Here is a 12,354-nt window from a genome sequence, read left to right as displayed (position 1 = left end):
ACTTGATGTCTCACTACCCATCCATGATGATGACTCTAAACGGAAACCATAGTGACAAAGTTGTGGTAAGAGCTGTTACCACCTGTCAAGGTACTTTTAAGGCTTTTTCCGTCCATTGCCATCAATTCTCCTTCGTCTATTGACAATGTTTGTTTACACCACACATTAAAAACAACTGCTAAAATCTCAAAATCTAATGCTTGAATTATATTTCTAAACCTTGAATCTGATCGAAAGCGAATATCCGGCGGGAGAGCCAATAATTTTATGAGGGTTTTTCGATGATTTTTTGTAAATTCTACCAAGGGCTTATACCCCCAATATCCCGTGCAACTACCCAACAAAATTATGGTGAGCATAAGCCAGAGTGGATGTCTAATTCCTCGGTTTTTTCGATGGTCTGGAACTAATTTAATCGCTTCTAATAAATTCATTAATTCTTTGTCCTATAGTGATAGTTTTACCCGATGGTAATATCTGATTGCCTCTTCTATGATACATTATTGCGTTGACAATTAATCCACCCTGCCGAAGAGATTTGCGAAAGGGGGGAAGGTTGACCGTTATTGTGCTTGGTTGACGGATTTCGGTTTTATTGAGATGAAACTGGAATTTTTGGGGGTTCAAGCGTTAATTGATGATTATGATTTGGCGAGGGTTTCTGATGTTTTGTTGTCGGAGGGGCAAAGTCAAACTCTGAGATTGATTCAAGGGGCAATTCGTAAGTCGGCGCAGGTTTTGGATGGGGATAAAACGCAGTTGGCTGGGCAATTGTTGGGGAGGTTGCTGGATTTTGAGGTGCCTGAGATTCAGGGGATGTTGGAACAGGCAAAGCAGTGGAAAGATAGTGTTTGGTTGCGGCCTTTGAAGGCTAATTTAGAGCAACCTGGAGAAGGATGTCTGCGAACTCTCACCGGTCATACTGGCAAGGTAGATGCAGTTGCGATCGCACCAGACGGTAAAACAGCGATTTTCGCTTCACGGAATGAACTGAAAATCTGGGACACCGAGACAGGTACCGAACTTAGAACTCTCACCGGTCATACTGACGGCGTAAATGCAGTGGCGATCGCACCCGACGGCAAAACCGCGATTTCCGCTTCCGGGGATAATACGCTGAAAATCTGGGACACCGAGACAGGCCGGGAACTGAAAACTCTCACCGGTCATAGTTACTCGGTAACAGCAGTGGCGATCGCACCCAACGGTAAAACCGCGATTTCCGCTTCATGGGATAAAACCCTGAAACTCTGGAACACCAAGACAGGTCGGGAACTGAAAACTCTCACGGGTCATAGTAGCGGGGTAACAGCAGTGGCGATCGCACCCAACGGTAAAACCGCGATTTCCGCTTCATGCGATGAAACCCTGAAAATCTGGGACATCGAGACAGGCTGGGAATTGACAACTCTCATCGGTCATACTTTCGGTGTAAACGCAGTAGCGATCGCACCCGACGGCAAGACCGTGATTTCTTCTTCAAGTGATAGCACGCTGAAAATCTGGGACACAGACAGCGGTTGGGAATTGAAAACTCTCACCGGTCATACTGGCTATGTAACGGCAGTAGCGATCGCACCAGACGGCCTAACAGCGATTTCGGCTGCATGGGATAAAACCTTGAAAATCTGGGATACAGACAGCGGCTGGGAACTGAAAAAGCTCACGGGTCATACTAGCGAGGTAAGAGCAGTATTGATCGCACCCGACGGCCAGAGAGCGATTTCCGCTTCAGACGATAAAACCCTGAAAATCTGGGATTTGCTTAATGGCAAAGAAATTGCTAGTTTCAGCGGAGATGCTGAGTTTAATTGCTGTGCAATTTTGCCTGATGGAGTGACAGTTGTAGCGGGGGATTCGTTGGGCAGGGTGCATTTCCTGCGATTGGAGGGAGTTAGCGGCGGGCGATAATCCAAGAAACCGGGTTTTTGCCCGAATCTGTGGGTTGTAGGGAAGTATTTCGGAAAAAACCCGGTTTCTGAACCCCCGCGATCGCATTTTTTGTTGATGGGCGATCGCATTTGATTTGTTAGTCCGTTAGTTAGTCCGCGCAGTCGGGGCTAATTGGTTCGTCGCCGAGTCCGCCAGGGGTTGAAACCCCTGTCTCATAGCGAAAGTCCTCCGAAAGAAGACTGAAGAGTTAGTTGATGTGTATCGGTTTCCTGCGAATCTTTAGTCGGTTTCAACTGAGATCTTGCACCATTCTCAATTAGCCCTGGCATTTTGTGCCAAAATATGAAAAACAGGACGTATAAACAATGTGATAAGTTAATGTCAACCCTTCTTAATTATGCTCAAGCATTAGTCTATACCTTCATGGATTTAATGCCAAGCAAATATCAACGAAAAAGTCTGCGAGCCTTGCTAGGTCTATTTCTGGAAGCAACATGACAAAGTTTACCCGACTCACTCTCAAACAGTAAGTGCCAGCGCGATTAGTCGCTTCCTCAATCATTACCAATGGTCAGTGCGGGCAGTAATTCGAGTTGTGCGAACCAAAATTATCAGGCAAGTCAAAGCCGAAAGACGGGTTGGGAGGCGACCAATTTTGACGGTAATTTTGGATATGACCACCCTCGAAAAAATTGGTAAGTTCTCAGGGTTAGGGAAACTAATTATAGTTTATAATGGTAAATGAGGATTGCACCTGTTAGTCCTCTACATACTTGTGGGAAGAAGTCGAGTACGCTGGGGGTTCCGAGTCTATCGGGGCAAGGGAGAGTTGGTGCCAATAAAACTCGGTCAAAGATTGCTAAAAACTCTGCCAAAAACCTTAACAGCACATTATGAAATCCGAGTATTAGGTGATAGCGCATTTGGCAGTATAGAAATGCTCAACTGGGTAAAAAAACAACCACGTACAAGTGGTATTTTTGGGATTAGGAGCGATCGGAGGTTGGCAGATGCACGGCAGGTAAACCAAGGACTGCAAAGAGGTCAGTAAGTAGTGCTGCAAGGATTAAACTTTCCAGTCACCCTGTCTTGGTATTGGCTCAAACGGGATGATGGCAGTCTCGAAAAATGCTTTGTAATTTCGACAAAACCTTTATCTGCTGTCTACATTACTCGACTCGGTAGAAGACGTTGGCAGATGGAAGGATTCTTTAAAACAGTGAAAAATTGGTTTGGTTTGCATCGGTTTGGACAAAGCACTTTATTGGGAGTTTATCGCTGGCTAGTATTATCTTTTATTGCCTACTTTCTCGCCTTCTGGGCATATCTAGCATCGGGAAAAACTACCTTGCCATATTGGGGAGAGGCGGCGCTACTGGCGAGAGAAACTTTGTTGGCATCTCTAGTAGTTTTGGGGCTGTTAATTAATATCGATCGCACCCAGAGTTTAGATCGTCAGCAGGGTTTTGACATCACTGTTAGTGGTTGGCAGTATGGCTAATTGAGAATGGTGCAAGATCTCAGTTTCAACCGACTTTAGCTATGAGACGGGGGTTTCAACCCCCGGCGGACTGTGCCACAAAGCAGACAAATTTTCGGTCGGTTTCAGGGCGATCGGGTTTTTTTGTGGATGGGCGATCGCACTTTTGGATTGATGGGCGATCGCACGGCTCTCCTGAACTTATGGTTATAAGTTTATCTAATCAGAAAAGCAAGCTAATACGCGATTCCTAAAATTATTAAAATTAGAAAAACCATACCCTTGCCGCATTATCAACTTAATCCGATTGTTGATTCCTTCCATGACTCCACTTGTTATGCGATGAAGAAAGTAGTTGCAAATACCCTCAAAATGATTCTCAATTGTTGATGCAGCTTCTCTAAAAAATACTTGTGCATGATTTAGCCATACTTTGATTTTCTTCTGCCCTTTTTGTACCGTCAAATTAGTCTCATATATTTCTCTAAATTTTTCTTTCATCTCATACGCAATTCGAAAACATTCGGATTTTTCTAGTGTCATTTATGATTTATCAATCTGGTCTTGATTTAATTTTAGTCGACTACATAATAATAAATATTTACTTTACCTATCTGTTATTTCGGCTGCTCTACGTAACTTATTTAAGTCTTTATTAACTACTTCCATCACATGAAAACGATCAATAATAACTTTGGCATTTGGGAATACTTTTTTGATAACTTTAGGGAATCCTCCCCACATATCAACACTGACTTCCTCAACTTGTTCACGAACCTCAATTGCTTGTTGCATCAGGACTTCAATGATTTCTTCACAGCGATCAGAATCAATCATCTCAATTAAATTACCTTCGCCCAGGTCACTCACAACAGTCACAAAATTTCCTTGACATTTTCGCATACTTATCTCATCCAGACCAATTCGTTTAACCCGTTGCCAATTCGTTTTTTTTTAGGGTGTTTACCTGCTCAAATATTCCTTTTATTTCGTCATAACTCAGTCCTTATTCTCTACCAATTTGCTCCAGGCTCGATTGTTTAACACGCTCATAAATATTTTGTTCGTATCGTTGAGTATGCCGTCTTTTAACGTCCAAAAAATCTAATTTTTCTGTTGGATACCGTTGAGTAAGTTAGGACAGTAAAACTGCCGTCGTGGGATTTTTAGATATACAGGACGACCAAAAACCGACAAATTTCTTACTAAAATTGGTCGATTTTGATGCAGTTTTTTGGTAGGATTGTTACAATGATGACAAACAATTCCTTCTGATAAAATGCTCAGTCCCAAGAAAATTTTTCCCTCAACTTGAGTACAAGTTTCAACCCTGACTCCAGGCAAGGCTAATAGATAATCTAGATGGAAGCTCATAACGGTAAATGTATTAGTAGGTACATTTTACACCACAAACTCAGGAGAGCCGATCGCACTTTTGGATTGATGGGCGATCGGGCTATAATACAGAAAACTTGACAACAAATATAACTGTCATGAGAGAGTTAATCCAACAAGAATTAGAAAAGTTCGATCGAGAACAACTCCAACAAGTAGTTGAATTTATTAGCTTCCTGAAATTCCGTGCCAGATTAGTGAGTATTCCTGCGATCGATGAAACTAACTTAGCTGAACTCTACAGCGAATTTGCCGAAGAAGACCGACAGCTTGCGGAACTCGGAATCAGCCAATATTCAGAACTCCTCAAACATGAGGATTTGGCATGACAATCAGAGGTGAAATCTGGATTGCCAACCTCTTTGAGATAAATGTGCGATCGCCTGTAAAATAACACTAAAAACATAGGAGTAATCGCCGTGAGCGTCACAACTGTAAAATGGACGGTTGCAGACTACCACCGCATCATTGAAGCCGGCATTCTGGAAGGGCGAAAAGTTGAACTAATAGGTGGAGAAATCATCGAAATAGCTCCCGAAGGAGAATCTCATGCTTACTGTAGCGATGAGGCTGGAGAGTACCTAATGTACTTGCTGGGCGATCGGGCTAAAGTGCGGCAAGGTAAGCCGATTACCTTGCCACTTAACAACTCCGAACCCGAACCAGATATCGCTGTAATTCAACGTTTGGGACAAAATTATCGAGAACATCATCCCTATCCAGAAAACATCTTTTGGCTGATAGAATACTCCAATTCTACCCTAACTAAAGACTTGGGAATTAAAAGCAAAATTTACGCAGCAGCCGGGATTGCCGAGTATTGGGTTGTCAATTTGCGAACTATGGAATTAATCGTGTTTCGAGATCCTACCGATGAAGGCTATCAATTCAGAGAAACTCTGACTCACGGTAATATTAACCCCCTGGCTTTTCCCGATGTTTCAATTGCGATCGAGCGTTTATTAGGTAATTAGGTAAATGAGTCTGATTAAACCGAAGCATTTGGCTCGATTGCAAAAACGTAAGGATTCAGGTCATGCCAAAAGTAGTAAAACCTATAGGGCATAAGCATTTGATCGAATTATCGTAAAATCTTTATTCTTATTAAGAAACCATGAAAGCTTTTATTTTCGTATTTATTGAGAATCAAGCTATTGATTTAGCGAATTTTTGAATTTTACAAGTCCCTCTGTGACTACGTTTCAGATACCTGAATCCTTACGAAACCGCCAGAAAGTCAAACGATGTCCACTCCAAGCCGACGAAGAGAGTATTCGGAAATGTGAAAATCATCGCCTAAAATCTTCAACCCGCGCAGGCGCGTGAGTGTCTGTGTAGACGTGGTTTCAACCGCCGGGTTTTTTGGGTTTCTTAAGTCAAAATCGAGCCGCTCATCATCCGCTGATATCTCCTCTCCAACTCATCCCGCACCACAGGCCACTGATTCAAACTTTCATCATTCTCAATCACCATTTGTGCGGCAGCCCTCGCCAACTCCAAAACCTCCTGATCTTCCACCAAACTCGCCAAAGCAAAATCCGGCAAACCCGACTGCCGAGTTCCCAAAACCTGACCCGGCCCCCGCAATCTCATATCCATTTCCGCAATAAAAAAACCATCCTGAGATTGTTCTAAAACCTTCATTCTCTGCATAGCTTCCGCCGTCTTAGAACCCGGCATTAACAAACAATAAGAACGGTTGCTGCCCCGGCCGACACGACCCCGCAATTGGTGCAATTGCGACAGTCCAAAACGCTCCGAATTTTCAATCAGCATTACCGTAGCATTCGGCACATCTACTCCCACCTCCACCACAGTTGTAGATACTAAAATATCAGTTTCTTTGTCTCGAAACTTCGTAATTGCCTCATCTTTGTCCGCACTGCTCATCCTGCCGTGGAGCAAACCCACCTTAAACTCAGGAAATACACTGCTTTGAAGTTTTTCTTTTTCTTCAATTGCCGATCGCACATCCAACTTTTCCGACTCTTCCACCAGTGGCAGCACCACATAAACTTGACGGCCGCTCGCCACTTCCCGGCGAATCAAATCGTAAGCCTGGATGCGTTCTTTTGCCGACAGAACCGTCGTTTGAATTGCCTGCCTACCGGGGGGAAGTTCATCAATTTGACTCACATCTAAATCGCCGTGCAGCGTCAGCGCCAGCGTCCGGGGAATGGGAGTTGCCGTCATCGTCAAAACGTGCGGAGATTCGCCTTTTTGCTGCAATTTAGCCCGCTGCTGCACCCCAAATCTGTGCTGTTCGTCAATTACCGCCAAACCTAATTTGTGGAAATTTACTGTATCTTGAATCAGCGCGTGAGTTCCCACTAAAACAGGCAATTCTCCCGTTTCTAACTGGCTGTGAATTTCTCGGCGCTTGGCTACTTTTGTCGAACCAGTTAACAGTTCCACAGACAAGTGCATCAAATTAAACCAACCTACCAATTTACGGTAATGCTGTTCTGCTAAAACTTCTGTCGGTGCCATTAAAGCGGCTTGATAACCCGATTGAATTGCTGCTAGCATTGCGACTACGGCGACTACGGTTTTGCCCGCGCCGACATCGCCTTGTACTAATCGGTTCATCGGTTGCGACGAAGCCAAATCGTTGAGGATGTCATTAATTACTCTTTCCTGGGCATTTGTCAAGGCAAAAGGCAAGATTTCATAGAAATGTTCGATCAATTTGCCGCTAGGAAGAATGACTGCGCTAGCTTGGGCTTTTCTTTGGGTTTGGCGGCGCTTCAAAAGTCCTAATTGCAGGTAGAAAAATTCGTCAAAAACTAGGCGTCGGCGGGCGGCGGACAAGCAATCGCGATCGAGCGGAAAGTGAATATTTGCCACCGCATCGGCTAAACCCATTAAACCGTAACGCTCGCGCAAATCATCCGGTAGCGATTCCGGTAATAGTTTCGCCGCCGGCATCGCAGCCAAAATCGATCGCCTCACCGAACCCGCGTCTACCCCTTCCGTCAGCGGATAAACAGGTATCAGGCGGCCGACTTTCATAGATTCGATCGCACCGCCGGAGTCGTCTAATACTTCCAACTCAGGATTATCTAAAGTAATGCCATATTTACCCTGCTTCACCAACCCCGAAGCAGCCAACACCGCACCAGTACAATACTCGCGCTTTTTGAATTCTTGCCAGCCGCGATTGCTGTAGCGAGGCCCGGCAAAAAAGCGACTAATTTTTATTTCTCCCGTGCGGTCTTTTAAAATTACTTCTAATATCGTTAATTTCTTATTCTTCGGGCTAGAAAAGCAATTGCACCGCTTTACTTCGGCGATTAAAGTCACAGTTTCCCCTGCTACCAACTCGCGAATTTGTACTTGCTTTGCATAGTCGATGTGGTTGCGGGGATAGTAGTAAAGCAAGTCGTATACAGTGTTTAAACCGAGTTTTAACAAGCGGTTGCCGTTGGCGGGGCCGATGCCGGTGACGCGGGTTAAGGGTTGGTCGAGGGTCAAGCTGGGCGGTGGCGGTGCCGCACTCAGCGGTGCTGTTCGGGGAACGGAAACGGCTGGGGCGACCGACTCGGCGGCGTTTGCGGGTCTGACTTGTGTGGTTTGTTCTTCCCAAACTTGCTCCATTTGTCTGAGGAAACTCACTGTAATGGCGATCGAATGCTGGCGCTGTTCGAGATCCTTCTGCGGGTAGATGTCAAATTCCACAGCTAGTTGTCTGGCACGATCGCGCGCAGAAGCCGCCACAACACCGGCTAACTGTCTCAAACTCAAGCCGAGAAACTCGCTGAAGCGGTATTGGGTGCCCTGGATGTCGTTAAATCCGCGATCGGCTTCTACTGAAAGAGCTTTTTGCAATCGCTGCCATTCTGGTTGGTTGTTAGTCATCAGTCATTAGTTATTAGTCATTAGTCATCAGTCATCAGTCATTAGTTGTTAGTCATTAGTTGTTAGTCATTAGTCATTAGTCATTAATCATAGCTCAAGAATCCCAGACAACAACCAACTGCCAACAACCAACTGCCAACTGTCAACGGCCAACTGCCAACAACCAACTGACTAATCTTCAAACCAACTCGATCGCCAAGCCGACTCAGCCTCCACCACAGCAAGTTCCCGCTGCTTTTTCTGGTAATCCCGGCCTAGGGAGTTTAACTTCACAGAGAGGTTGCGAACTTGCTGGCGCCAAGCCGAAGTTCCCGCATCGGCAAACTCTATTTCTGACAACCGCAGTTTAATTGCTGTAATGTGCACGGCCATAGTAACCTGTGCTTGTGCTAAGTTTGGCGGTGCCGAAGAGCTATCGGCTTGAACGATTAAGTTTAATAAGTTAGGCGGCCCAGCAACGCTGTCGCCCGAAGCTTCAGCAGCATAAGCAGCTTCTAGAATAGGTTCTGGCAATTGATTGGGCAAGATTCCCGACTGTTGCAGCAAGCGGTTGGTGTCACGAGAAAGCAGTTTGAGAATCAGGACGATCGACTTTTCAATACTATTTTGCCAGCGCGCCAAACTTTCGGGAGAATTAGCATTTGGCACATGATAATTTGCCACTGAAAATAGATAGTTAATGGCTGAAAGTTGTTTCTTTTCCTCTTCCTCTTCCTCTTCCTCTTCCTCTTCCTCTTCCTCTTCCTCTTCCTCTTCCTCTTCCTCTTCTTCTTCCTCTTCCTCTTCTTCTTCCTCTTCCTCCTCTTCTTCCTCTTCCTCTTCCTCTTCTTCGTTTTTGTCGAAGTCCTCTTCCTCTTCCTCTTCCTCTTCCTCTGCCTCTGCTTCAGTCACTAGCGATCGCAATTTTTCCTCCGACGCAGCAGCCAAAAGCCTTACAGACTGCTGCATTTTTTGCCGCCCATCGAAGGACAACTTGAGAAACGACTCCGGCGCGGATTGAGTGCAAAGGTGATAGCAAGCCAAAATTAACTGCTGCCGCACCGCTTGTCCCAAGGAAGTTAAATAACTGTCGTATGTACTGCGAAACTCCACATTCAAGGCTGCTAAACTCTCTTCTAGTCCTGCCAAATCTTGCTCTATGCGTTCTCTTGCTCCCACCATATCTCCCGTATAAAATTAAAATAGGACATCGTATAAAACTAAAAATTCCTAGGGTGTGTCGCCGTAAACAATCTCTAAATTCAATCGACAATATGAAGGCGACTACCTGACACTTCCGATCCGTGGAAACAAAGCCAACAATTGTTTTCTAGTACAATTTTCGATAAATTATCTTACGTGCGTCACTGTAAGATTGTCGATATTTGTTTTGTATTTTTTGAGGACGACGCACCCTACGACTACTTTAAACCCATTTTGTCATTAAAAATTAAAAATGTGAAAAGCTAATTTTCACATTTTTAATTTCAATTCCCAATCTTAATTGTGAATTACTGAGCACCCATTTGGGCTGCTACTTCATCGGCAAAGTTAGCTTCTACCTTCTCAATGCCTTCGCCTAACACAAAGCGCACGAAGCGGCGCACTTGGACATTTTCTCCGATTTGGGAGATGGTTTGTTTCACCAACTCTTCCACCGAGATATTTTGATCTCGAATAAAAGGCTGATCCATCAAACATAACTCTTTCATGCGCTTGTCAATCCGCCCTTGAACAATCTTTTCTTTGATATTGTCCGGCTTGTTGCCCAAGTCATCCTTGCCCATTTCTATTGCCTTTTCTCTTTCGACAATTTCGGCAGGAATATCTTCAAGGTTCACGTATTCCACATTCGGGCAAGCTGCAATTTGCATCGCAATATTGCGTACTAAACTTTGGAATTCTTCGCGGCGTGCCACAAAATCAGTTTCGCAGTTAACTTCCACCAGCACTCCCACGCGGCCGCCCGTGTGAATGTAGCTGCCTACGAGTCCTTCTGAGGCAACCCGTCCGGCTTTTTTGTCAGCCCCAGCCAGACCTTTTTTCCGCAACCACTCAATTGATGTTTCGATATCGCCTTCGTTTGCAATGAGGGCTTTTTTGCAGTCCATCATGCCAGCGCCAGTCTTGTCGCGCAATTCTTTAACAAGTTTTGCAGATATATCCGCCATCTTCCTTAAGTTCCCAATCAAAATTAGTTATTAGTCATTAGTCATTAGTCATTAGTCAGTAGGGGCGGTGGATGGTGCGTGTCCGCCCTCTTAGTTGTCATTAGTCATTAGTCATTAGTCATTAGTTACTAATCTTAATGTTAATGATTGGACAGGAGTGAAGAAATACCTAGTCGGCATTAGGGCGGACTTTGTACGTGTAGCACCCCAATTAATTTTGGTGCTAACACTAACACAATGAATGCTTTTGCCAGAACTCTACTAATGACTTAGACTCGTGCCATGTACAATTAAAAATCAAAAATATCAAACTAAAAATAATTATTATTTTTAATTTTCAATCTTTAATTTTTAATTGCCTGGTGTCAAATTCCGATCGCAATATTAGCTTTCGGTCTCTTCGCCCTCGGCCTCAGCGGCTTCGTCGGGGTCTACATAATTGGGGTCATCCAATTCTTCGATTTCGCCATCATATTCAGCGCCTTCGTAGCCACCTTCGTAGTCGTCGTCGTAGTCACCGTCGCCACCGGGCTGACCGTGACGACCTTCGTAAATGGCATCAGCCAACTTACCGACAATCAGCTTGATCGATCGAATAGCATCGTCATTTGCCGGAATCGCAATGTCAACCAAATCCGGGTCGCAATTGGTGTCCAACAGAGAGACGATGGGAATTCCCAACTTTTGGCATTCCAACACAGCATTATACTCGCGGCGTTGGTCTACCAGCACCACTCCGTCGGGAATCTTACGCATAGTTTTGATCCCGCCCAGATACTTCTGGAGTTTTGCCATTTCTCGGCGCAGCACCGAAGCTTCTTTTTTCGGCAACAAATCTAGGGCACCGATTTCCTCGCGGCGCTCCAAATCCTTGAGGCGCTCCACGCGGGACTTAATCGTCGTCCAGTTGGTGAGCATTCCCCCCAGCCAGCGCTGGTTGACGTAGTAAGCGCCGCAGCGTTGAGCTTCTTGCGCTACAATCCCGGCAGCTTGGCGCTTTGTACCCACGAACAAAAACTTTTTGCCTTTTTCTGAGGCCACTCTCATGTACTCGTAGGCATCTTCCATAAGCTGAGCGGTTTGCACTAGGTCGATGATGTGAACCCCGTTGCGCTCTGTAAAAATGTAGGGAGACATTTTCGGGTTCCACCGGCGGGTTTGGTGTCCGAAGTGAACTCCTGACTCTAGCATTTGAGCCAAACTGACTACTGGCATTGTATTTTAAACTCCTGTATTCGGGTTAATCCTCCACCCGGTAGTATTTCTCAAGATTTGCACCTTGGAAACACCCGAAAACCCGGATGTGCGAACTTAAACAACTTGTCTAGTTTATCACAGGACACACCAGTTTTGCTGACAATCCGATCGCCATTTGGTTGGGTTATCCGTAGGGTGCGCGCCCCAGGGAGCCAGATGCGGCCTGGCTTGGTGCGTGGGGCGTACCCTACGGTTGCGAGTTACTCGCAAGCGCTGCTTACAAAAACAAAAAATCCATATAACAAGGTTGTCAAAGCCTTAGTTAGGTTGTGAGACAATGGCGTTGTTGGTGCGTGTCTTGCGCCTTCTTTAGTTCGATCG

Annotated in this window: 9 protein-coding genes and 2 pseudogenes; 4 read left to right on the top strand and 7 right to left on the bottom strand. The window is 45.2% G+C overall.

Annotation, left to right across the window (positions count from 1 at the left end; translation table 11 throughout):
• Positions 1-35 precede the first annotated feature (35 nt).
• The gene (locus QUA01_RS09815; protein WP_333089251.1) at positions 36-434 is read right to left on the bottom strand and encodes a transposase family protein; all 399 of its coding nucleotides are present in this window, start codon (positions 432-434) and stop codon (positions 36-38) included.
• Positions 435-600: 166 nt separating this feature from the next.
• On the opposite strand from QUA01_RS09815, the gene QUA01_RS09810 reads away from it, so the two are divergent.
• Positions 601-1,911, top strand: coding sequence for a WD40 repeat domain-containing protein (locus QUA01_RS09810; protein WP_333089253.1), 1,311 nt, complete (start codon positions 601-603; stop codon positions 1,909-1,911).
• Between the two features lie 360 nt (positions 1,912-2,271).
• A pseudogene (locus tag QUA01_RS27380) lies at positions 2,272-3,394 on the top strand (transposase).
• Positions 3,395-3,592: 198 nt separating this feature from the next.
• Here QUA01_RS27380 and QUA01_RS09795 read toward each other — a convergent pair.
• Together QUA01_RS09795 and QUA01_RS09790 are read right to left on the bottom strand one after the other, a co-directional pair.
• Positions 3,593-4,291, bottom strand: a pseudogene (locus QUA01_RS09795) (ISL3 family transposase).
• 186 nt (positions 4,292-4,477) lie between these two features.
• The gene (locus tag QUA01_RS09790) at positions 4,478-4,747 is read right to left on the bottom strand and encodes a transposase family protein (RefSeq protein WP_333089256.1); all 270 of its coding nucleotides are present in this window, start codon (positions 4,745-4,747) and stop codon (positions 4,478-4,480) included.
• Positions 4,748-4,866: 119 nt separating this feature from the next.
• Between QUA01_RS09790 and QUA01_RS09785 the strand changes: the two genes are divergently transcribed.
• A complete protein-coding gene (locus tag QUA01_RS09785) occupies positions 4,867-5,097 on the top strand; it encodes a hypothetical protein (RefSeq protein WP_333089258.1) in 231 nt (76 codons plus the stop codon).
• Between the two features lie 90 nt (positions 5,098-5,187).
• On the top strand, positions 5,188-5,742 hold the full coding sequence (locus QUA01_RS09780; RefSeq protein ID WP_333089260.1) for a Uma2 family endonuclease: 555 nt from the start codon (positions 5,188-5,190) through the stop codon (positions 5,740-5,742).
• Positions 5,743-6,139: 397 nt separating this feature from the next.
• On the opposite strand, the gene recG is transcribed toward QUA01_RS09780, so the two are convergent.
• The 4 genes from recG to rpsB all read right to left on the bottom strand — a co-directional run bounded on the left by recG (position 6,140) and on the right by rpsB (position 11,991).
• On the bottom strand, positions 6,140-8,626 hold the full coding sequence (gene recG, locus QUA01_RS09775; protein WP_333089263.1) for an ATP-dependent DNA helicase RecG: 2,487 nt from the start codon (positions 8,624-8,626) through the stop codon (positions 6,140-6,142).
• 171 nt (positions 8,627-8,797) lie between these two features.
• Positions 8,798-9,787, bottom strand: coding sequence for a hypothetical protein (locus tag QUA01_RS09770; RefSeq protein ID WP_333089265.1), 990 nt, complete (start codon positions 9,785-9,787; stop codon positions 8,798-8,800).
• A gap of 329 nt (positions 9,788-10,116) precedes the next feature.
• Positions 10,117-10,776 (bottom strand): translation elongation factor Ts, encoded by a 660-nt coding sequence (gene tsf / locus QUA01_RS09765; RefSeq protein ID WP_194070394.1) that lies wholly within the window; start codon positions 10,774-10,776, stop codon positions 10,117-10,119.
• Positions 10,777-11,160: 384 nt separating this feature from the next.
• Positions 11,161-11,991, bottom strand: a complete 831-nt coding sequence (gene rpsB / locus QUA01_RS09760; RefSeq protein ID WP_333089269.1) for a 30S ribosomal protein S2 — start codon at positions 11,989-11,991, stop codon at positions 11,161-11,163.
• Positions 11,992-12,354: the final 363 nt, after the last annotated feature.

It is taken from the genome of Microcoleus sp. S36a_B3 (assembly GCF_036700745.1).
In the GTDB taxonomy this organism is placed as follows: Bacteria; Cyanobacteriota; Cyanobacteriia; order Cyanobacteriales; family Microcoleaceae; genus Microcoleus.
This window is presented reverse-complemented; position numbering and strand designations above follow the sequence as displayed.